This is a genomic window from Rhodoferax sp. U11-2br, from assembly GCF_018619435.1.
Classification (GTDB): domain Bacteria; phylum Pseudomonadota; class Gammaproteobacteria; order Burkholderiales; family Burkholderiaceae_C; genus Rhodoferax.
Window position 1 is genome coordinate 20,605 of record NZ_JAHFZF010000001.1, and the last position, 21,443, is coordinate 42,047.

The following is a 21,443-nucleotide window of genomic DNA, read 5'->3' on the forward strand; positions in this document are numbered from 1 at the left end:
TCACTCATTAAAAAATAGCTATCAGCCCTTATTCCAAAAGGGCTGGATGCTCATCTCTCATAGGATTGTCAAAAGACAGCAGTGCCTCGGGCGGCAGCGGCCGACCAAACAGATATCCCTGGAACGCGTCACAGCCGATCCCTGCCAGGAAATCACGCTGCCCCTGTGTCTCCACCCCCTCGGCGATCACCTGCATGCCCAGATTGTGGCCCAACGCCACGATGGTCTGACAGATCACCGCGTCGTCCGGATCGGCCAGCAGATCACGCACAAACGACTGGTCGATCTTGAGCTGGTTCATCGGCAGGCGTTTCAAGTGGGTGAGTGAGGAGTAACCGGTGCCGAAATCGTCCAAGGAGAAGCTCACTCCCAAGTTCTGGATGCGGCGCATTTTGTCGATCACCTCTGGCAGGTCGTCAATCAGCATGCTCTCTGTGAGTTCCAGCTTGAGCTGGCAGGCATTGATGCCGTTGCGTGCCACCGCCTGCGCCACGGTGTGAACAAAATCATCCTGCGCAAACTGCAGGGCACTGACATTCACCGCCATCGTCCAGTTGGCAGTGTGCGGCTGCGTGGCCCACAGGCTGAGTTGCTGGCAGGCCGCATCCAGCACCCAATGGCCCAGCGGCAGGATCAGCCCGGTGTCCTCCGCCACCTCAATGAACTGACCGGGCATCATCAACCCACAGACCGGATGTTGCCAGCGCACCAGCGCCTCCACACCCCGAGGGCTGCCGTGTGCATCTACCTGCAGCTGGTAGTGCAGCACAAATTCCTGCTGGTCCAGACCACGCTGTATGTCTTTTTCCAGCGCCATGCGCGCCACCGCCAAGGCCTGCATGTCCGGGTCAAAAAAGCGCACGGTTTTGCGTCCGGCCGATTTGGCCTGGTACATGGCGGCATCGGCCATCTTCACCAGGCCATCAAAACCACCTGCATTTTTGTCAAACATCACAATGCCCAGGCTGGCCGAGCTGAGGTAAGGGCGCCCCGCCAACTCATAGGGCTGGTTCAGCGCGTGCAGGATCTTTTGCGCCACTGCCTCGGCATGGATGGCGGCGGGCTGGGCACTCACGCCCAAGGCTTCGAGCATGACCATGAACTCGTCCCCCCCGAGGTGCGCCACGGTATCTTCCTCGCGCACACAGGCCAAAAGCCGCCCACCCGTCTGGCGCAGCAGTTCGTCGCCAAAGGCCGGCCCCAGCGTGTCGTTGATGCGCCGGAAATGGTCCAGATCGAGCAGGATCAGGGCGCCACGTTGCCCGGAACGGGTGGACGAGACAATGGCCTGCTGCAGACGGTCCAGCAGGCACCTGCGGTTGGGCAGGCCTGTGAGTTCGTCAAAAAAAACCAGGTTCTCGATGGTCTGTTCCGCCTCACGGCGCATGCTGATATCCGACAAGATCACGATGTAAGACAGCTGTGCTGCCACCAAAATGCGCGACACCGTGACCTGCAGCGGGAAAGTGCGGCCATCCTTGCGCAGGCCCTCAACCTCGCGCTCATGGCAGATCACCCGGTTGACCAGCTCCGAAGCATCCTGCTGCATGAACCGGCTGTGGCCGTCACGCCAACTCTCGGGGATCAGCATGGCCAGGTTCTGGCCCACCATCTCTTCGATCGTGTAACCAAAAATCTCGCAAGCCCCCCGGTTGCAGGACGCGACCACCCCCTGTGAACTGACGGTCAACACCCCGCTGGCCAGATTGTCCAGAATGACCCGGTTACGCAGCGCCATGTCTTTTTCGCGCAGATCCATCTGGTGTTTGTAGAGCGCCATTTGCAGCACGGTGTGCAATTCGCGCTCGGTAAACGGCTTCAGGATGTAGCCGTAGGGCTCGGCCAACATGGCCCTCTCCAGGATGTCGTCAGCAGCGAATGCACTCAGAAACACCACTGGCAGGGCATGCTTGGCACGGATGGTTTGGGCAGCGGTGATGCCATCCATCCCGGCACCCAGGCCGATGTCCATCAACACCAGGTCCGGCTGCAACTGCTGGGTCAGTTGCAGGCTTTCCAGCCCGGTAGAGGCCTCCCCCACCACCTGATAACCCAAGATCTCCAGCTGCTGGCGAATATCACGCCGGATGATGGCCTCGTCTTCAACAATCAGGAGGCGCACTGGGCCTGTCCGACGTGCGGACAAGCCAGGCGGTCGGGCAAAGTCAGACGATGTGAGCATACCCAACGATACCTGCAAGACCCCAGCCGTGGCATCCGGCAAACACCTGAGTCTGCCCGGTGAAACACCTGACACCCCCGTACGAATCTGCCCCAACAAGTGGTCTCAAACCAACATCCGGGTGGCTACAGATTCGCCAATCATTCCAAAAAACATAGCTACAAGCCCTTTATACATAAGGGCTAGAGTCCTATTTCCTTCAGATGGTGAGCAAGCCCAGCTTGAGCGCGTAACGCACCAGACCAGTGACCTCGTGCACGTCGAGCTGGCGCATCAGGCCGGTGCGGTGGGTCTCAACCGTCTTGATCGACAGGTCCAGCCGACGCGCAATCTCCTTGGTACTCATGCCCTCGGCGATCAGTTGCAGCACCTCACGCTGGCGTGGCGACAACTGCTCACTGGGCTGGTCGTCTTCGCGCAGGCGGTGGACATAGTCAGCCAGCACCCCTTTGGAGACCGCCGGACTCAGGTAGGTCTCGCCACGCAAGACAGCGGTCACAGCCAACTCCAGCTCCATCGGCGCAGAGTCTTTGAGCAGATAGGCCACCGCACCGTGGCGCAAGGCGCGGCGCACATATTCCTCACTCTGGTGCATCGACAAAATCATCACCCGGATGTCAGGCATGGACTTGACCAGGCGCGCCGTGGCTTCCAGACCATTGAGGCCGGGCATGGCAATGTCCATCAGCACCAGATGGGGCTTGAGTTCCTCAGCCAGCGCCAACAGCGCCAGACCATCTCCGGCCTCGCCCACCACGGTGATGCCGGGTATGGTTTCGAGCAACTTGCCCAGGCCCGCCCGCACCAGGGCGTGGTCATCGGCCAACAGGACGCGGGTGCCGCTCACAAACGCTCCTCCTGACAGCGCCAGGGGCAACGCAGCTCGACCGTACTGCCCTGCCCGGGCCAGGAACGGATCTCCAATTGCCCCCCCACCAGAGTTGCACGCTCCTGCATACCCAGTACCCCCAGACTGGCGCCATTGGTGGCCCGTTCATGCATGGCCACGGTGTCAAAGCCTAGTCCGTCGTCGGTCACGGTCAGCAACATGTCACCTGCCTGGTGGCACAGGTTGATCTGCACCTTGCTGGCCTGCGCATGGCGGGTGATGTTGGTCAAGGCCTCCTGAACAATACGAAAACAGGCGGTCTCGATCGCGGGCGCCAAGCGCTCCAACGCGCGCTCATGGTGAAACTGGACCTCAAAGCCGCTGCGGCTGGCACTTTGCTCAGCCATCCATTTCAAAGCGGGTGCCAGCCCCAGGTCATCGAGCATCGACGGTCGCAGACCGGTCGCCAACGAGCGCACCTGTTGCAGCGCGTCTTCCACAATACGGATGTTCTCCTGGTACAGATCGGGCGGGGCCTGGTCCTTGAAGCGCTCACCGAGCTGCAGGTTGATCTTGATGGCGGTGAGTGACTGGCCCAGCTCGTCGTGCAACTCCATGGCCACACGCCGGCGCTCCTGCTCCTGGGCCTCCAGCACCCGGTGTGACAGGGCTTGCAGCTGTCGGGTGGTGGTCAGCAACCGGGTTTCAGCCTGGTGTTTGTACAGCGCCATGGCCAGCACCGTGCTGAGCTCACGCTCGGAAAACGGCTTGAGGATGTAGCCAAACGGCTCGGTCAGTTTGGCCCGCTCCAGAATATCGTCGGCGGCGTAGGCGGTCAGAAAAACCACGGGAATGGCAAAGGCTTCGCGCAGTGCGCGCGCTGTGGTGATGCCATCCATCTCTCCGGCCAGCTGAATGTCCATCAACACCAGGTCGGGGCGCCACCTATCGGCCAGCGTGATCGCCTCTTCACCGAGCGCGGTCGAGCCCACCACCGCATACCCCATGGCCTGTACCTGCAGGCTGATGTCACGCGCCACAATGGCCTCGTCTTCCACAATCAGGATCTTGGACGGCTTTTTGGGTGACGGGTCGTTCATGGATGAGGGGTGTGATTCTTAGTTTTTGCGCGCAGGTGGCTTTTTGTCGGACACAGACTTGGCTATTTTGGCCGATTTGTTTGACTTTTGAACAAACTGTTGCTCTGCGGCACGTTGTGGATGTGCAGGATGCTGTAACGCCGCTTCCAGGCGCTGGCACAAGGTGCGCAGAATTTTGATGCGGGCGTAATTTTTGTCATTGGCCTCGACCAGCGTCCAGGGCGATTCGCCTGTGCTGGTGCGCTCGACCATGTCACAGATGGCTTGCTGGTAATCGTGCCATTTTTCGCGGTTGCGCCAGTCTTCCTGGGTGATCTTGAAACGTTTGAAGGCGACCTTTTCACGCTCCTTGAAGCGCTTGAGCTGCTCCGCCTGGCTGATCTGCAACCAGAACTTCACCACGATCACACCGGCGTCGATCAGCTCATGCTCAAAGTCGTTGATCTCACCGTAGGCACGCAGCCAGTCGGCCTCACTGCAAAACCCCTCGACACGCTCCACCAGCACCCGGCCATACCAGGTGCGGTCAAAAATGGCCACTTGGCCCTGGCGCGGCAGGTTGCGCCAGAAGCGCCACAGGTGCGGCTGTGCCTTTTCTTCGTCGCTAGGTGCCGCCACCGGTGTCACCTGGTACTGGCGCGCGTCCATCGCCGCCGCAATACGACGGATCGCCCCGCCCTTGCCTGCAGCGTCAGCCCCTTCAAAGGCACACACCAGAGAACGGTTCTTGAAACGCGCATCACGCAGCAGTTCCGACAACTTGCCCTGCCAGCGCGCCAACTCGTCTTTGTAGGGCTTGTCAGCCAGAGCCAGGCTGAGGTCCAACTCGGACAGGACAGTGCGGCCATCCAGGTCAATACGGACCATCGGCGCCACCGTGGCACGGGGCGGTTCGGTCTCAACCAGCTTTTTCTGGATGGCAGCCAGCAGCACCTGGCCCACCGTCATGGAGCGATACCGATCATCTGTACCCTCCACCACCACCCAGGGCGCCGCTGCCGTGTTGGTGACACGCAGCAGATGGCCCGCCACCTCCTGCAGCTGGTCATAGGTTTTCAGGCGGTCCCAGTTCCACTGGGTGACACGCCACGCAGTACGAGGATCACTTGACAAGGCTTTAAGCCGCTTTTTTTGCCCCTCTTTGGTCAGGTGGAACCAGAACTTGAGCACCAGCGCGCCCTCGTTGACCAGCATTTCCTCAAAGCGGTTGATCTGCTCAGCGCGCGCATCAAGCTCCTTGATAGAAATCTCACCCTGGATGCGCTCCCGGATCGGATCCGAGTACCAGGAGCCGGCAAAGATGCCAATCCGCCCTTTGGGTGGCAGGCTGCGCCAGTAACGCCACATGGGCGGGCGTTCACGCTCCTCATCACTGGGTTCCGAGAACGCGAGGGTGGAAATGAATCGCGGGTCCATCCACTCGTAGAGCACATTGATGGTTTCGCCCTTGCCCGCACCATCCTGGCCGCTGATGAGCACAACGACAGGTGTCTTGCGCTTCTCAAACAGATTGACCTGCGCGTCCAGCAAGGCAGCACGCAAACCCGGCACGGCAGCGCGGTAATCAGACTTTGACAGCTGGTGACCGATTTCGGCAAATTCAAACATGTGAAACTTTCAAAAAAGGTGTGTGGCCCGTTGCAGCGCGCTGGCGCCATCAGGCCAAACCTGTCAAAGAAACCAGGCCGGTCCACCCAAGCCCTTGGGCACAGCTGGCGGCCAAGTGGTCGTTGCCCGGCACGCACTCGACCAACGGCCGCCCGGTCTAGCTTGATCACTGCGGTCCATTCTAGGTTGGGCCAGGAGACGCCAAGCAGCCTCAGCAGGTGGTTGCAGAGTGGTTTCAGACAGGGACAACACCAATTGACGCGTAACTAAAATCTTGACTCACATCAATATATGACCTGCAAATACCCCCCCATGTTTGGGCATTCAGGGGTATATTGCCAAGGATAAAAAGTACCCAGGAGACACTGTGCAAACAGTCAAATACAAAATATGGATTCAGCTTCTGACCACCATCGGTGCAGCCTTGCTGATCGTCTGGACAGGCGTCATCATCTGGCAGGGCCATGTGACCCGTCAGGCGGCGCTGGATCAGGCCACCGACTTTTCAGCCAGCATGCACGATGCCACCATGGCCGGCCTGACCGGCATGATGGTCACCGGCACCGTGGCACAGCGCGATGTATTTCTGGACCAGATCAAACAACTCGGCGCCATCCGTGATGTGCGGGTCTTGCGCGCCGAGGCCGTGACCAAGCTGTACGGCCCTGGCACCGCCACCGAATCCGCCACGCCTGATGCTTTGGAGCAACAGGCGCTGACCACCGGTCAAGCGGTGATTGAGGTGCAATCCGACAGCTCCGGAGAATACCTGCGTGCGGTGCGCCCGGCACTGTCCTCCAAAAATTACCTGGGCAAAGACTGCACCACCTGCCATGCCGCGCCCGAGGGCACGGTGCTGGGTGTGGTCAGCATGAAGGTGTCACTGGACAAGGTCAACGCCAGCCTGGCCGACCAGCGCTTGAAGTCCATCCTGGCGGCACTGATCACCTGCATCCCGGTGCTGATGCTGATTTACCCGTTCATCCGCAAGGTGGTCACCCAGCCGCTGGAGTACTGTGTGCAGGTGGCGCGCGGCATTGCACAGGGCGACCTGACACAAAAGATCGAGGTCGAGACCAGCAACGAAATGGGCCAGCTGGAACAGGCTTTGAAGGACATGAACGACAGCCTGGTGAAGATCGTGCAGGAAGTGCGCCGTGGCACCGACACCATTTACAGCGCCTCCAGCGACATCGCCAGCGGCAACCTGGACCTGTCCAACCGCACCGAACAGCAGGCCAGCTCCCTGGAGAAAACCACCACCTCGATGGGAGACCTGACCACCGCCGTCAACCAGAACGCCGAGAACGCCCGCCGCGCCAATGAGTTGGCGCAATCCGCCTCCGAAGTGGCGGTCAAGGGTGGCAGCGTGGTAGCCGGGGTAATTGACACCATGGCCTCGATCAACAGCTCGTCCAAACGCATTGTCGACATCATCTCGGTCATCGACGGCATCGCCTTCCAGACCAACATCCTGGCGCTCAATGCGGCGGTGGAAGCCGCCCGAGCCGGCGAACAAGGGCGTGGTTTTGCGGTGGTGGCGGCCGAAGTGCGTAGCCTGGCCAAACGCTCGGCCGATGCAGCGCATGAAATCAAGGCGCTGATCGGTGACTCAGTCAACAAGGTGGACGCTGGCAGCACCCTGGTGCAACATGCAGGCAGCACCATGAACGAGATTGTCGAGAGCATCCGCCACGTGACCAACATCATGGGCGAGATCGCGGGTGCCAGCGCCAGCCAGTCAGAAGGCCTGGAAATGGTCAGCAGCTCGATTGCCCAGATGAACCAGGTCACGCAGCAAAACGCCGCCCTGGTTGAGCAAGCCGCAGCAGCAGCCCAGTCTCTGCAGGATCAGGCAGAAAACTTGGAACAGGTTGTTGGCGCCTTCAAATTGAACAAAAATTCGACCCAAGCCCTTATAGGACATGGATAGGTAGCTATCTATTAGGTAGCTACTTACAAAGCCTTCACAGGGCCCCAAGCGCCCGCCAAGCCACACCGGGTAAACCCTTAGAATCATTGGTTCTGGCTGTGCACCACTGACCCGTTCCTTGCGCCTGCGCCTACCTGCGCTGGCGCCTGACCGTCCCACATCCCGGGCGCGCTGAATGGCCGCCGCAGACCGGAAACAGGTACACCACACGCGCCTGTGCGTTTTGTCGCTGTCCTCCCGCATGCGTTCGCGCAGCGGTCTCCTACTGCCCAAAAAGTCCACATGTCCAGCTCACTTCCGCTTCCCGTCGGCGCGTCTGCCGAAACCTCGCCATCCCTGTCCCGCAAGGACGTCCAGACCCTGGGCCTGTCGGCCCTGGGCGGCACACTGGAGTTTTACGATTTCGTCATTTATGTGTTTTTCGCCACCGTGCTTGGCAAACTGTTTTTCCCGGTGGACATGCCCGACTGGCTGCGCCAGTTGCAGACCTTCGGCATCTTTGCTGCGGGCTACCTGTCGCGCCCGCTGGGCGGCATCATCATTGCGCACTTTGGCGACATCCTGGGCCGCAAGCGCATGTTCACACTGAGCATTTTCATGATGGCCGTGCCCACGCTGGTGATTGGCCTGTTGCCCACCTACGCCAGCATTGGCGTGGCAGCGCCACTGCTGCTGCTGGCCATGCGGGTGCTGCAAGGTGCCGCCATCGGCGGTGAAATGCCCGGCGCCTGGGTGTTTGTGGCCGAACACGTGCCAGCCAAGCGTTACGGCTTCGGCGTGGGGGCCCTCACCGCTGGCATCACCGGTGGCATCCTGCTGGGCTCGCTGGTGGCAATGGCCATCAACCGGCATTACAGCCCGGCCGAGGTGGGTGATTTCGCCTGGCGCATTCCTTTCATCCTGGGCGGCGTGTTTGGCCTGATCTCGGTCTACCTGCGCCGTTTCCTGCACGAAACACCGGTGTTCCAGGAGCTCGCCAAACGCCGCACGGTGGCGCGCGAGCTGCCGCTCAAGACCATCCTGCGCGAACACCGCGCTGCCTGTGTGCTGGTTGCCCTGCTGACCTGGGTCTTGTCTGCTGCCATTGTGGTGGTGGTGCTGATCACCCCGACCTACCTGCAAAAGGTGCATGGCATCGCGCCCACGCTGGCGCTGGAGGCCAATGCCGTCGCAACGCTGATGCTGACCCTGGGTTGTGTGCTGGCAGGCTGGGCCAGTGACCGTATCGGCACCCGGCCGGTCATGTTGATCGGTTTTGGTGGCCTGGTGCTCACGTCCTACCTGTTCTACACCGGCTTGCCCGGCACACCCAGCTCGCTGATCTGGAGCTACGGTCTGGTGGGCCTGTTTGTGGGTTCGATCGCGCTGGTGCCGATTGTGGGTGTACGCGCCTTCCCGGCAGCGGTGCGGTTCTCCGGGCTCTCTTTTGCCTACAACATGTCGTACGCGATCTTCGGTGGTCTCACACCGATCATCATCACGCTGTGGCTGCAAAAAGACACGCTGGCGCCAGCGCACTACGTGGCCGCTTTGGCCGCGCTGGGTTTTGTGCTTGGCCTGGTGCCGATGTCCAGCCGCGGCTACCAGAAAAAGTAACCCAGTCGCCTTGGTGGGCCAACTCTGACCTCCCTGTGACCTTCAATAAAAACGGCCCTCAAGAGGGCCGTTTTTTTGTTGGCTGCTTTGGGGTGTCAGCGCAGGCGCTCGGTACGCCACTTGAGAACACGTGGCACGATCAGAATCAGCAACACCACCAGCAGGATCGACAGCGACATCGGGCGCTGCAAAAAGATCATCGCACTGCCCTCGCCGATGGAGATCGCGTTGCGCATCTGCGCTTCTGCCAGCGGCCCCAGGATCATGCCCACCAGCACCGGCGCGGTGGGAAAGTCGAACCGGCGCATGATCAGCCCCAGAATGCCAATAGCGTAGAGCAAGTACAGGTCAAAGGCACTCTGGCGCATGCCGTAGACACCCACGGTGGCAAAGATCATGATGCCTGCATACAGCTGCGGCTTGGGCACCTTGAGCAGCTTCACCCACAAGCCCACCAGCGGCAGGTTCAGCACCAGCAGCATCACATTGCCGATGTAGAGTGAGGCAATCAGCGCCCACACCAGCGTGGCCGAACTGGTAAACAGCTGCGGGCCGGGCTGGATGCCATAGTTCTGAAAGGCACCGAGCAAAATCGCCGTGGTGTTGGAGGTGGGGATGCCCAAGGTCAGCAGCGGGATCATCGCCGCTGTCACCGTGGCATTGTTGGCCGCCTCCGGCCCGGCCACCCCTTCAATCGCACCGCGTGTACCGAACTCCTCTTTGTGGGCACCCTTGGCCAGTTTTTTCTCAGCGGCGTAGCTCAAAAACGTCGGAATCTCGGTACCACCGGCCGGGATACAACCAAACGGTGCACCAATGGCGGTGCCACGCAACCAGGCTGGCAGCGAGCGTTTCCAGTCACTGAGCGTCATGCTGACACGGGTCAGGCGGTTTTCGGTGTCAATCACCCGGCCCTCAAACATCACCGCGTGCATGGCCTCAGCCACCGCAAACAACCCAACGGCCACCAACACAATCTCGACCCCATCCAGCAGCTCAGGCACACCGGCGGCATAACGCACCTGGCCGGTGATCTGGTCCATGCCGACCAGCCCCAGCGCCAGCCCAATGAACAGCGCAGTGAGGCCACGCACCGTGCTCTTGCCCAGCACCGCACTCACCGTGGTGAAAGCCAGCACCATCAGCATGAAGTACTCGGGCGGCCCGAGCTTGACCGCAAATTCGGCCACCACCGGCGCAAACAGGGTCACCAGCACCGTGGCAATCGATCCGGCGACAAAAGAGCCAATCGCGGCCGTGGCCAAGGCGGCACCGGCGCGGCCACTCTTGGCCATTTTGTTGCCTTCCATGGCGGTCACCATGGTGGCGGTTTCACCCGGTGTGTTGAGCAGGATCGAGGTGGTCGAGCCGCCATACATGGCACCGTAATAAATACCGGCAAAGAAGATCATGGAGGCGGTGGCCTCCACCTGGGTGGTGATCGGCAGCAGCATGGCCACGGCGGTGGCCGGCCCGATGCCGGGCAACACCCCCACCGCCGTACCCAGCGCACAGCCGACAAAGGCCCACAACAGGTTCACCGGCGTGCCCGCCGTGGCAAACCCCTGCAACAACAGATTCCAGACATCCATCACAACCACCCTGTTTGGGTCAGACCAGGCAGGTTGATGCCCAGAAATTTGGTAAACGCCCAATAGACCGGTGCCGCAATCAGCAGGCCAACCAGCACGTCCACGGACAACGACACCCGCCAGGGCACCGGCTCGCCCTGCGCCAGGCGCATGCCACGCGCTGCCAGCACAAAACACAGAGCACAACTCAAAATAAAACCGATACTGGTGATCAGCGCCGCATTGAGCAGCAACCCGGCCGACAGCCAGACAAAACCGACCCAGTCAGGGTGGTCCCCCGAGTGCTCATCCATGTGCTGAAAACCACCCCGGCCAGCCTTGTAAACCAGCCGCAGACCACATAACACCAGGGCCAGCGTCACCACCCACGGCAAAAAATTGGGACCAACACCGGCATAGCCAGCCTGTGCCGGAATGCTGTAGGCACCCAGGCCCAGGCCCAGTGCCAACAGCAGCACGCCCAGACCCACCAGCAATTGCAAACGTGGCGAATGTTTCGCCGGGGCGTGTTGACGCATGCTGTCTCCCGTGCTGTCAGATCATGCCGGACTTGACCATGGTCGCCCGCAGGGACGCAAAGTCATCGTCGACAAATTTCTCAAAGGCCTCACCAGCCAACACCGCCGGAGTCCAGGCGTTTTTCTCGAGCGCTTCGGCCCAGGCCTTGGATTGGGTGGCCTTGACCACCATCTCGGTCAGCGCCTTGCGTTGTGCCGGGGTGATGCCCGGGGCACCATACACCCCACGCCAGTTGCCGATCTCGACATCCACACCTTGCTCTTTCAAGGTGGGTACATTGATCCCTTTCAGGCGGGCGCCCGATGTCACCCCGATGGCGCGCATCTTGCCCGTCTCGATGTAGGGGGCAAACTCGCTGTAACCGCTGCCACCAATCGTCACATTGCCGCCCAAGATGGCCGCAGTGGCTTCACCGCCGCCCCGGAAGGCCACGTAATTGATCTTGGCCGGGTCAACCCCCACCGCGCGCGCAATCATGGCCGCAGCAATGTGTTCGGTGGCACCACGCGAACCACCACCCCACTTGACGCTGGCCGGGTCTTTCTTGAGCTGCTCAACCACCTCGGCCATCGTCTTGAAAGGCGAGTTGGCGGGCAGCACAAACACGTTGTATTCGCTGGTCAGACGGGCAATCGGGGTCGCGGCGGTGATTGACACCGGCGGTTTGCCGGTGATGATGCCACCCAACATCACCGCACCCATCACCATCAGCGCGTTGGGGTCACCCTTGCTGGCATTGACAAACTGGGCCAGGCCCAGGGCGCCGGCGGCACCCCCCTTGTTTTCGTACACCACGGTGTCGGCCACCTTGGCGTCCATCAGGGCTTTGCCCAAAGCACGGCCGGTGGTGTCCCAACCACCACCTGGGTTGGCAGGCAGCATCATCTTGATATTGGTGGCAGCCAGAGCCGACAGGGGCAGCCCGCTGCTGGCGGCGAGAACCGCCAAAGACTTGAGGAAAGTATCGCGACGCATCAGATTCTCCTAGGGGTTGAGACAGGGCCTGATGATGCGTGGACAGCCTGTCAAACACCTGTCCAGATGCACTAGGGAAAATACCGAGCCAAGTTGGCCAACGGGTCCGCTGCGCTCATCTGTTACAACCCTGCCATTCACTTCCAGAGTCCATACCCATGTCCAACCCCGTCATCACCGAGCGACCCCTTCCCGTCAGCGCCAACACTGACATCCATTGGCAAGAATCTGGCCGGGCCTGCAGTGCGCGCTGGCGCTCGGAGCGGGGTGCCGCAGCACCCCGCCAAGTGGTGCTGGCGGACGACACCTTGACCGCCGACACCGCTTACCGCCTGGCCTGTGCAGGCACTGCGTTGCTCTGGCGGGGTGACTTCCAGAACGCGCGTCAACTGTTACAGGCCATGGCACGCCGAGCCGACCAGGTGCCCAAACGCAAACGCACCAAGGTGCAAGCCCCTATCGGTGCTGCCGAGGCCTTTCACCAGCAGCGGCTGGCCCAGTCGCAGCGGGCCCGCACCTTGGGCATGGTGCTCATCGAGTTCAATGCCGACTACAGCATTGCATTGCGGCGCGCACCCGATGTCAAAGCCGCCTGCACCGAAGCCTGGGGCGAGGCACAGGCCAACAGCGACACCACGTCCGGCCACTCGGTGGCCTCGCTGCGTGAGCTGCTGGGCATCACCAGCGCCTTCGAGTGGCAACGGGTGGGGGTGGAGATCAGCTCACTCGGTGCTGCGCCCAACAACCGCATCCACCCTCATTACGGCGTGTTCTCACCGGTGCGGGGTGAGTACATCCAGCTGGTGGCCACAGCCCACCTGCCCAAACCTGCCAAAGGCCAGGACAGCCTGACGGCCTTTGACATCGGCACCGGCACCGGTGTGCTGGCAGCGGTGCTGGCTCGCCGTGGCGTGCAGCACATCGTTGGCACTGACATGGACGAGCGGGCCCTGACCTGTGCCCGCGCCAATGTGGCACAGCTTGGTCTGCAGGAGCAGGTCAGCGTGCTCCAGGCCGATCTGTTTCCCCCAGGTCGCGCCTCGCTGGTGGTGTGCAACCCACCCTGGCTGCCGGCCCGGCCAGGTTCACCGCTGGAGCGCGCGGTGTACGACGAAGGCGGTCACATGCTCAGCGGTTTTCTGGCCGGTTTGTCAGCCCACTTGGAACCCAAGGGGGAAGGCTGGCTGATTCTGTCCAACCTGGCCGAACACCTGGGCCTGCGTTCCCGCGAGGCGCTGCTGGCGCTGTTTGAACAGCACAGCCTGCGTGTCATCAGCCGCATCGACGCCAAACCGCTGCACCCCAAAGCCAGCGATGCCAGCGACCCTTTGCACCAGGCCCGTGCCCAGGAGGTCACCTCACTCTGGCGGCTGGCGGTGGTAACCGCCAGCACACTCTGAAAGCCCCGTCCGACTGTGAAACTGCTGCTGATCGAAGACGACGAGGCCCTGCACACCGCACTCACACGCAGCCTGACGCGCCTGGGCTGGCAGGTCGAGGTCTGCCACGATGGGCGTGCCGCACTGGGCCACTGGCGCAGCAGCCAGCCCGATGTGGTGATGCTGGACCTGAGCCTGCCGGTGCGCGACGGCCTGCACATCCTGGGCCAGGCGCGTGACGAGGGCCTGGCCACCCCGGTGCTGATCCTCACCGCACGTGGCACCGTGGGCGACCGCATTGCCGGCCTGAACGCCGGTGCCGACGACTACCTGCCCAAACCCTTTGACCTCGACGAGCTCGAAGCGCGCTTGCGTGCCCTGCACCGCAGGCGTTCAGAAAATTATGAAAAAACGGCCTCTAGCCCTTATGGAAAAAGCGCACTAAGCTATGACAAAGAGAGCGGTGCAATCTACCATGCAGGCCAAGTGCTGGAGCTGGCACCACGTGAGTTGAGTTTTTTAAAAACCTTGCTGGCGCGCCCCGGCCAGGCGGTGTCCAAAGAGCGGCTGTTTGAGGTTGTGTTTCCGGGCCAGACCGAGGTGCAGTTTGAAGCGATCGAGGTGGTGGCCTACCGACTGCGCAAAAAATTGCAAAGCACTGGCGCCACACTGACCACCCTGCGTGGCTTGGGTTACCTGTTGAAACTGCCAGCATGAGCACCCAGGCAATGGAGACACCCCGCAAGCTGTCGCTGCGCAGCTACCTGATGCTGGGCATTTTGTTGCCAGTGGTGCTGTTCATTGTGCTCGACACCGTGGTGCTCTACAGCCAGGCGCTGGAGGCTGTCAACACCGCCTACGACCGCACCCTGCTGGCCTCGGCCAAGTCGATTGGGGAACGCATCAGCGCCAACGGCGAGGCCGAGGAGGCCCAGCTCAGCGCGGCGGTGCCCTACGCGGCACTGGAGGTGTTCGAAGCCGACAACCGCAGCCGCATGATGTACCGCATCTCCAACACCCGGGGGGAGCTGATCGACGGTTTTGCCGACCTGCGCGCCTGGCACGGCAGTCTGCCGCAACACGGCCCCTATGCGGCGCTGGTCGATTTTTACAACGATGTCTACCGTGGCGACCCGGTCCGGGTGGCGGTGCTGCTGCAACCGGTGGCGGTGCAAAACGCCCGCGTCATGGCGGTGGTGCAGGTGGCCGAAACCCTGGAGCTGCGCCGCACACTGGCGCGCCAGATCCTGATCAACACCTTGCTGCGCCAGCTGGCGCTGGTGTCGGTGATTGCGCTGGTGGTGTTTGTGGTGGTGCAACGCGCCACCAAACCGGTGCGCCAGCTCAGTGAGCAGTTGCGCCAGCGCCGGGTGGACGACCTGACCCCCTTGCAGATGGCCGACGCACCCACCGAACTGCTGCCGCTGATGGACGCCACCAACACCACCATGAGCCGCCTCAAGGACCTGCTGGACAACCAGAAACGTTTTGTGCGCGACACCGCCCACCAGCTGCGCACCCCGCTGGCGGTGCTCAAGGTACAGGTGCAGTCGGCCTTGCGCGGTGATGTGGAGCACCAGCAGGCTTTGCAGGAGATCAGCCACACGGTACAACGCGCCACCCTGCTGGCCAACCAGATGTTGTCGCTGGCCAAGGTGGCCCAGCTGGCGCAGGAACACCCGGACCCCGCCCAAAGCCTGGACTGGGCACTGGTGCTGCGCGAGGTGGCACTGGACCTGTCCCCGCTGATTGCCGAACAGGAGCTGGACTTTGACATCCAAACCACCCACGCCAGCATACAGACCCATGACTGGATGCTGCGTGAACTCACGCGCAACCTGTTGCACAACGCCATCCGCTACAGCCCGCGCGGCGGCCGCCTGCACCTGCGCCTGACACGCGACCGTCGCTGGGCCACCCTGGTCATTGCCGACAGCGGGCCGGGCATTTCGGACGAACTGCGCAAGCGCCTGTTCCAGCCGTTTTCAGCCGGCCAGGCCAGCAGCGGCTCGGGCCTGGGGCTGGCGATCTGCCTGGAAATCACCCGCACCCTGGGTGGCCACATCGAGCTGGTCAACCGCGAAATCCAGGGCCAGCGCGACGGACTCGACACCATCGCCCGGCTGCCGCTGGCAGCAAGCACAGTCGCGACCCAACGAGTAAACTGAAAAACCACCAAGGAGTTCAACCATGTTGCCAAACACCAAGACACCCGGTTTTTTCTGGCGCCCATCGATCATCCCTAGCCTGCTGGCTGGCACCACGCTGTGTATGGGCCTGCTCACCGGCACGGGCGCCATGGCACAAACCAGCCCGGCCACCTCCGCCGCTTCCGGGGCCAGTCCTGCCGCTTGTCCGGCCATCCTGAACCACAGCTTCAACCGGCTGCAGGACGAAGCGCCGCAGAACCTGTGCCAATACGCGGGCAAGGTGGTGCTGGTGGTCAACACCGCAAGTTACTGCGGCTTCACCGGCCAGTACGAAGGACTGGAGGCGCTTTACGCCAAGTACCAGGCCAAAGGATTGGTGGTGCTGGGCTTCCCGTCCAACGACTTTGGCCAGCAGGAGCCCGACTCCAACAAACAGATTGCCGACTTCTGCTTCAACACCTACGGCGTCAAGTTCCCGATGTTTTCCAAATCCGTGGTGTCTGGCGCAGGCCGCAACCCCTTGTTTGCCCAGCTGGCACAAGCCACCGGCACCGCCCCCAAATGGAATTTCTACAAGTACCTGATTGACCGCAACGGCAAGGTGGTGGACAGCTACAGCAGCCTGACCGGCCCGACCAGCCGCAGCCTGATTGCCGACATCGAGCGCGCACTCTGAGCCGACAAAACAGCAGCTGACACATGGACAAATTGCGCATCGACAAATGGCTCTGGGCCGCCCGCTTCTACAAAACCCGCAGCCTGGCCTGCGACGAGATCGACAAAGGCCGAGTCCAGGTCAACGGCGCCACAGCCAAACCCGCGCGCGAGGTCAAGGCGGGTGACAGCGTGCAACTGCGCAATGGCACCATCACCCGCACAGTGACGGTGCTGGCAGTCAGTGACAAACGTGGCCCGGCGCCGCAGGCCGCCCTGCTGTTCGAGGAAACCGCCGAATCTGTGCAACAACTCCAGCAAGCCTTGGAGCAACGCCGCCTGGCACCCGAACCCGCGCTGACCCTGACCCAAGGCCGCCCCACCAAACGCGACCGCCGCGACGCCGACAAATTGCGCGGCGACGCCTGGGGTGACCGCTGGAGTGCGTCGCTGGAGCGGTAAAGCAGCGATTTGGCATCGCCTGATGTGCAACGGGCAAAAACCGTTGCGGTCTGGCGCCTTGTGTGGCAGAGGCTGGGCTATGGGCGCTCACCTCAGACGCGCTGCGCTTTGCGACATCGGCGATCCCCCATAGCCCAGCCTCTGCTGCGAGCGTTCTGGTTGGCCAGCATGGAACGGCCAACTGCGAACTCGTCGACAAGCTCAACGACTGTTTCAGGCCGTGTGGGCTCAGGCCGGGGGCCGAGGGCCTCAGACGCGCTGCGCTTTGCGACATCGGCCCCCGGCCTGAGCCCACACGGCCCGCCACTGCTGTCAGCGCGCCAAGCAACTGACCCGGTCTTCAGTCTCTTCACCGGCTTACTCGAGACAACAACAGGACCGTCAGGCACACAAAGCAAAAACCCGCATAGATCAACCGATGCGGGTTCTTCTTTGTGACTGGCTATGCACCAGTATTTTAGATAAAAACTGCCTCTATCCCTTATTTAACAAGGGCCAGTAGCTATGGTTTTGATCAGTAGGTCTGCCCCAGCTGGCTCAGGATCGCCGGGTTTTCCAGGGTCGAGGTGTCCTGAGTGATGGTTTCGCCCTTGGCCAGGGAGCGCAGCAGGCGACGCATGATCTTGCCGGAACGGGTCTTGGGCAGGTTTTCGCCAAAACGGATGTCCTTGGGTTTGGCAATCGGGCCGATTTCCTTGGCCACCCAGTCGCGCAGTTCCTTGGCAATCTGTTTGGCCTCGTCACCCGAGGGCACACCACGCTTGAGCACCACAAAGGCGCAGATGGCTTCACCGGTCAGGTCGTCCGGGCGGCCCACCACGGCGGCTTCGGCCACCAGGTCGGTCTTGGCGACCAGGGCGGATTCGATCTCCATCGTGCCCATGCGGTGGCCGGAGACGTTGAGCACATCGTCAATCCGGCCAGTGATGCGGAAGTAGCCACGGTCGGCGCTGCGCACCGCGCCGTCACCGGCCAGGTAATAAGTGCCACCCATTTCTGCCGGGAAATAACTCGACTTGAAGCGCGCCGGGTCGTTCCAGATGGTGCGGATCATCGACGGCCAGGGGCGTTTGATGACCAGCATGCCGCCCGAGCCGTTGGGCACGTCGTGACCGGCTTCATCGACAATGGCAGCCATGATGCCGGGCAGCGGCAAGGTGCAGCTCCCAGGCACCAGCGGCGTCGCGCCAGGCAGCGGCGTGATCATGTGGCCACCGGTTTCGGTCTGCCAGAAGGTGTCGACGATCGGGCATTTTTCTTTGCCGATGTTCTTGTAGTACCACATCCAGGCTTCCGGGTTGATCGGTTCACCGACCGAACCCAGGATGCGCAGGCTCGACAGGTCAGAGCGGTCCGGGTGCACCTTGGGGTCACTTTCGGCCGACTTGATCAGCGAGCGGATCGCGGTGGGGGCGGTGTAGAAAATGCTGCATTTGTGGCGCTCAATCATCTGCCAGAAACGCCCGGCGTTCGGGTAGGTTGGCACGCCTTCAAAAATGATCTGGGTGGCACCCGCAGCCAGCGGGCCGTAACCGACATAGGCGTGGCCGGTGATCCAGCCGATGTCAGCCGTGCACCAGAACACGTCGTCCCCTCGCAGGTCAAAGGTCCAGTCCATGGTCAGCTTGGACCACAGCACAAAACCGCCAGTGGCATGCTGCACACCCTTGGGTTTGCCGGTGGAGCCGGAGGTGAACAAGATGAACAGCGGGTGCTCGGCGCCCACCATCACCGGCGCACAGGTGGTGCTTTGGCCGGCCAGCGCTTCGGTGAAGGTGATGTCGCGCCCGGCGACCATGTTGCATTGGGTTGGGGTGCGCTCAAATACCAGCACGGTCTTGATCGATTCACAACCGCCCAGACCCAGGCCTTCGTCGACGATGGATTTGAGCGGCAACTCCTTGCCACCGCGCATCTGGAAGTTAGCGGTAACCACCGCCACTGCACCGGCGTCGATGATGCGCTCTTGCAAAGCCTTGGCCGAGAAGCCGCCAAACACCACGCTGTGGGTGGCGCCGATGCGGGCGCAGGCCTGCATGGCAATCACACCCTCCAACGTCATGGGCATATAGATCAGAACGCGGTCACCCTTCTGGATGCCACGGGCGGTCAGGGCGTTGGCAAACTGGCTGACCTTGGCCAACAGTTCCTTGTAGGTGGTCTTGGTGACTTCGCCACCGTCGGATTCAAAAATGACCGCCACCTTGTTCTCATTGGGCGTGCCCATGTGTTTGTCGAGGCAGTTGTACGAGGCGTTGAGTTCGCCGTCTTCAAACCAGGTGTAGAACGGGGCGTTGGACTCGTCGAGGACTTTGGTGAACGGTTTGTTCCAGACCACGTTTTCACGTGCCAGGCGCGCCCAGAAACCTTCAAAGTCATTGGCTGCTTCAGCGCACAAGGCGTTGTAGGCATCCATGCCGGAAATGCGTGCGGCTTTGACAGTCGCCTCGCTGGGTTCGAACACGCGGTTTTCAACCAGCACGGACTCAATAGCGGAAGGTGTGCTCACAGATCTGTCTCCTCTTTGTTAAATGGCGGTCGCACCGTAATGTCAAGGTGCGCACTTACAAGCCACTGACTAGCCAGAGGGAAAGAGGGGCCACGATAAACTCCGCACATTTCCACCCTGGTTCACCCTCTATGTCCACACCCACCCCCGAAAAAAGCCCGGTTCTTCGCCCGATCCCCCGCCTGATTTTTGCCAGCCGCTGGCTGCAATTGCCGCTGTATCTGGGCTTGATTCTGGCGCAATGTGTGTACGTCTACCACTTCTGGGTGGAGCTGGTGCATCTGCTGGAGGCGGTGTTTGGCAGCCAGACCGCACTGGCGGCTTTGGTGGAAAGCATTGGCTACCGCAGTGACGCACAGGTCACCCACCTGAATGAGACCGTGATCATGCTGGTGCTGCTGGCGCTTATCGATGTGGTGATGATCTCCAACCTGCTGATCATGGTGATTGTGGGGGGCTACGAGACCTTTGTGTCACGCATGGACCTCGAAGGCCACCGCGACCAACCCGAGTGGCTGGACCATGTCAACGCCTCGGTGCTCAAGGTCAAGCTGGCCACCGCCATCATCGGCATCAGCTCAATCCATCTGCTCAAGACCTTCATCAATGCCGCCAACTACAGCGACAAGGTGTTGATTGCCCAGACGGTGATTCACATCACCTTCTTGCTCTCTGCCATGGCCATCGCCTACACCGACCGGCTGATGCAGCACCCCAGCCCGGAAGGCCACTGAGCCAGTTGAACCAGCTCGGCTCAGTGGGTGGCGGGTCGCCGCGACTGGGCCAACAACAGCGCCACCGCCAGCGTGGCACTGAGCAGCGAGCCCAGCAAAACCCCCATCTTGACCTGCACACCAAACGCAGCATCGGCGCCGTCAAACGCCAGCGAGCCGATGAACAGGCTCATGGTGAAGCCCACCCCACACAACACACACACACCAAAAAACTGTTGCCACGTGCTCTGATCGGGCAACTTGGCGCCGCCAAAACGCATCAGCAGCCAGGAGGCACCAAACACCCCCACGGCTTTACCCAGCACCAGGCCAGCCGCGATGCCCAAAGGCACGGCCTGCGTCAAGGTGGACAGCGTCACGCCGACCAGCGACACACCGGCATTGGCAAACGCAAACACCGGCAGAACCAGATAGCTCACCCAGGGGTGCAAGGCGTGTTCAGCAGTCTTCAAGGGTGAACCACCACGCCCATCCGACAAAGGCACGGCCAGTGCGGTGATCACCCCGGCCAAGGTGGCGTGGACACCTGACTTGAGCACAAACACCCAGATCACCAGCCCCACCATCACATAAGGGCCAATCGCCATCACCCGCCAGCGGTTGAGTGCCAGCAGGACCACAATGCCAGCAGCAGCGGCCAGCAACATGGTCAAGGACAGGTTGGCTGTGTAAAAGAAGGCAATCACCAGGATCGCACCGAGGTCATCGATGATCGCCACCGCCGTCAAAAAAATCTTCAGTGACGCAGGCACCCGGCTGCCCAGCAACAGCAAGATACCCAGCGCAAACGCGATGTCGGTTGCCATCGGAATGCCCCAGCCACGCAGGCCCACCGGGTCACCGGCGTTAAAAGCAGCGTAAATCAGCGCGGGCACCAGCATGCCACCCAGCGCCGCACCGGCGGGTAACAAAGCCTGTGCACGCGAAGCCAGCTCACCTTCGAGCAGTTCCCGCTTGATTTCCAGACCGACCAGAAAAAAGAACACCGCCATCCACAAATCGTTGATCCAGACCAGCGTGGGTTTGGTCAGCACCAGCCAGTCACCCGCCAGATGCACGGCACTGGGTGTATTCAGAAAAGAAATGTAATACGGCGCCAGCGGTGAGTTGCTGATGATCAGCGCAACCAGCGCGGCCAAGGCCAGCAACACACCACCGATGGTCTGCCCGTTGACAAACTGGTTGACACTTCGAACGATGTTTTTGATCATGGGCTGGCGA

General features: G+C 61.5%; 17 protein-coding genes. 8 read left to right on the forward strand and 9 right to left on the reverse strand.

Annotation, left to right across the window (positions count from 1 at the left end):
* Positions 1–28: 28 nt before the first annotated feature.
* The 4 genes from KKO72_RS00090 to pap form a co-directional block, all read right to left on the reverse strand.
* A complete protein-coding gene (locus KKO72_RS00090) occupies positions 29–2,122 on the reverse strand; it encodes a putative bifunctional diguanylate cyclase/phosphodiesterase (protein ID WP_371736785.1) in 2,094 nt (697 codons plus the stop codon).
* 259 nt (positions 2,123–2,381) lie between these two features.
* The gene (locus KKO72_RS00095) at positions 2,382–3,029 is read right to left on the reverse strand and encodes a response regulator transcription factor (RefSeq protein ID WP_214934088.1); all 648 of its coding nucleotides are present in this window, start codon (positions 3,027–3,029) and stop codon (positions 2,382–2,384) included.
* On the reverse strand, positions 3,026–4,111 hold the full coding sequence (locus KKO72_RS00100; protein ID WP_214934090.1) for a response regulator: 1,086 nt from the start codon (positions 4,109–4,111) through the stop codon (positions 3,026–3,028). The genes KKO72_RS00095 and KKO72_RS00100 overlap by 4 nt, the downstream gene beginning before the upstream one ends.
* Positions 4,112–4,129: 18 nt before the next feature.
* A complete protein-coding gene (pap, locus tag KKO72_RS00105; RefSeq protein WP_214934093.1) occupies positions 4,130–5,719 on the reverse strand; it encodes a polyphosphate:AMP phosphotransferase in 1,590 nt (529 codons plus the stop codon).
* Between the two features lie 367 nt (positions 5,720–6,086).
* On the opposite strand from pap, the gene KKO72_RS00110 reads away from it, so the two are divergent.
* Both KKO72_RS00110 and KKO72_RS00115 read left to right on the forward strand, forming a co-directional pair.
* Complete coding sequence (locus KKO72_RS00110) at positions 6,087–7,652, forward strand: methyl-accepting chemotaxis protein (protein ID WP_371736786.1); 1,566 nt, start codon at positions 6,087–6,089, stop codon at positions 7,650–7,652.
* A 282-nt stretch (positions 7,653–7,934) separates the two neighbouring features.
* Positions 7,935–9,248, forward strand: a complete 1,314-nt coding sequence (locus tag KKO72_RS00115; RefSeq protein WP_214934096.1) for an MFS transporter — start codon at positions 7,935–7,937, stop codon at positions 9,246–9,248.
* Positions 9,249–9,343: 95 nt separating this feature from the next.
* Here KKO72_RS00115 and KKO72_RS00120 read toward each other — a convergent pair whose 3' ends face one another.
* The 3 genes from KKO72_RS00120 to KKO72_RS00130 are packed head-to-tail and all read right to left on the reverse strand — an operon-like array spanning position 9,344 to position 12,334.
* Positions 9,344–10,840, reverse strand: a complete 1,497-nt coding sequence (locus KKO72_RS00120) for a tripartite tricarboxylate transporter permease (protein WP_214934099.1) — start codon at positions 10,838–10,840, stop codon at positions 9,344–9,346.
* Positions 10,840–11,358 carry a tripartite tricarboxylate transporter TctB family protein gene (locus KKO72_RS00125; protein ID WP_214934102.1) on the reverse strand — a complete coding sequence of 173 codons (519 nt, stop codon included), beginning with the start codon at positions 11,356–11,358 and terminating at the stop codon, positions 10,840–10,842. The genes KKO72_RS00120 and KKO72_RS00125 overlap by 1 nt, the downstream gene beginning before the upstream one ends.
* A 16-nt stretch (positions 11,359–11,374) precedes the next feature.
* Positions 11,375–12,334 carry a tripartite tricarboxylate transporter substrate binding protein gene (locus KKO72_RS00130; protein ID WP_214934105.1) on the reverse strand — a complete coding sequence of 320 codons (960 nt, stop codon included), beginning with the start codon at positions 12,332–12,334 and terminating at the stop codon, positions 11,375–11,377.
* Between the two features lie 158 nt (positions 12,335–12,492).
* On the opposite strand from KKO72_RS00130, the gene KKO72_RS00135 reads away from it, so the two are divergent.
* From KKO72_RS00135 to KKO72_RS00155, 5 genes are all read left to right on the forward strand, one after another.
* A complete protein-coding gene (locus KKO72_RS00135; protein ID WP_214934108.1) occupies positions 12,493–13,734 on the forward strand; it encodes a class I SAM-dependent methyltransferase in 1,242 nt (413 codons plus the stop codon).
* A gap of 15 nt (positions 13,735–13,749) precedes the next feature.
* The gene (locus tag KKO72_RS00140) at positions 13,750–14,430 is read left to right on the forward strand and encodes a response regulator transcription factor (protein WP_214934111.1); all 681 of its coding nucleotides are present in this window, start codon (positions 13,750–13,752) and stop codon (positions 14,428–14,430) included.
* Positions 14,427–15,881, forward strand: coding sequence for a sensor histidine kinase (locus KKO72_RS00145; RefSeq protein ID WP_251140353.1), 1,455 nt, complete (start codon positions 14,427–14,429; stop codon positions 15,879–15,881). The genes KKO72_RS00140 and KKO72_RS00145 overlap by 4 nt, the downstream gene beginning before the upstream one ends.
* 103 nt (positions 15,882–15,984) lie before the next feature.
* The gene (locus KKO72_RS00150) at positions 15,985–16,539 is read left to right on the forward strand and encodes a glutathione peroxidase (RefSeq protein ID WP_214934672.1); all 555 of its coding nucleotides are present in this window, start codon (positions 15,985–15,987) and stop codon (positions 16,537–16,539) included.
* 23 nt (positions 16,540–16,562) lie between these two features.
* On the forward strand, positions 16,563–16,979 hold the full coding sequence (locus tag KKO72_RS00155; protein WP_214934114.1) for an RNA-binding S4 domain-containing protein: 417 nt from the start codon (positions 16,563–16,565) through the stop codon (positions 16,977–16,979).
* A gap of 514 nt (positions 16,980–17,493) precedes the next feature.
* On the opposite strand, the gene acs is transcribed toward KKO72_RS00155, so the two are convergent.
* On the reverse strand, positions 17,494–19,488 hold the full coding sequence (acs, locus tag KKO72_RS00160) for an acetate--CoA ligase (RefSeq protein ID WP_214934117.1): 1,995 nt from the start codon (positions 19,486–19,488) through the stop codon (positions 17,494–17,496).
* Between the two features lie 131 nt (positions 19,489–19,619).
* Here acs and KKO72_RS00165 point away from each other — a divergent pair, with 131 nt between their 5' ends.
* Positions 19,620–20,222 carry a TIGR00645 family protein gene (locus tag KKO72_RS00165; protein ID WP_214934120.1) on the forward strand — a complete coding sequence of 201 codons (603 nt, stop codon included), beginning with the start codon at positions 19,620–19,622 and terminating at the stop codon, positions 20,220–20,222.
* A 20-nt stretch (positions 20,223–20,242) separates the two neighbouring features.
* On the opposite strand, the gene nhaA is transcribed toward KKO72_RS00165, so the two are convergent.
* Positions 20,243–21,433, reverse strand: coding sequence for a Na+/H+ antiporter NhaA (nhaA, locus tag KKO72_RS00170; protein ID WP_214934123.1), 1,191 nt, complete (start codon positions 21,431–21,433; stop codon positions 20,243–20,245).
* Positions 21,434–21,443 lie beyond the last annotated feature (10 nt).